Here is a 552-nt window from a genome sequence, read left to right as displayed (position 1 = left end):
CCCCTAATTTTATATTTGATACTTGGTTTTATCACCAATATCAAAATGTAACGGCATTCGCCATTTTTGAATACTTAATATAAGCAACAATAGACCACAAACAATACTGAATAGTTGTAATAATATATTTTGCTCAAAAACGATCGATAACCAAAGTACTGCCATTAAAATAGGCTGAAAATTTAAGCCGAATACTCTAAAGCAAAAATACTCTTTGTAACTTAAGCCGCCGATGGTAAATAACATTGCACCCAATGCCATCAACGGTAGGTTGAAAATATAGCACAATAATCCAATCCATACCGCAAATTGAAACAGAAAACGGAAAGTTTTTAAATAGAGATGTAAAGAGGAAGCAAGCAGCACACCGGCAATCAGTAAGCCTTTTTGTGCCAATTGCAAATGATAAGGTAATAGCAGCAACATTATTGTCGCAATCACAAAACCTGTTCGATATAGAATTACCGTTAAATAATCCCAAAAATCCATAGGTGATTGAATATGAGGATCAGCCATTTTTACTCCTTTTATAAATAACAAGCGGTCAATTTT

The 552-nt window shown here is 33.5% G+C and carries 1 protein-coding gene; it reads right to left on the bottom strand.

Annotation, left to right across the window (positions count from 1 at the left end; genetic code table 11):
- Positions 1-9 precede the first annotated feature (9 nt).
- On the bottom strand, positions 10-516 hold the full coding sequence (locus HMPREF0027_RS11265; RefSeq protein WP_014991995.1) for a DUF2301 domain-containing membrane protein: 507 nt from the start codon (positions 514-516) through the stop codon (positions 10-12).
- Positions 517-552: the final 36 nt, after the last annotated feature.

Origin of the sequence: Actinobacillus ureae ATCC 25976 (genome assembly GCF_000188255.1) — a bacterium.
GTDB classification, from domain to species: Bacteria; Pseudomonadota; Gammaproteobacteria; order Enterobacterales; family Pasteurellaceae; genus Actinobacillus; species Actinobacillus ureae.
This window is presented reverse-complemented; position numbering and strand designations above follow the sequence as displayed.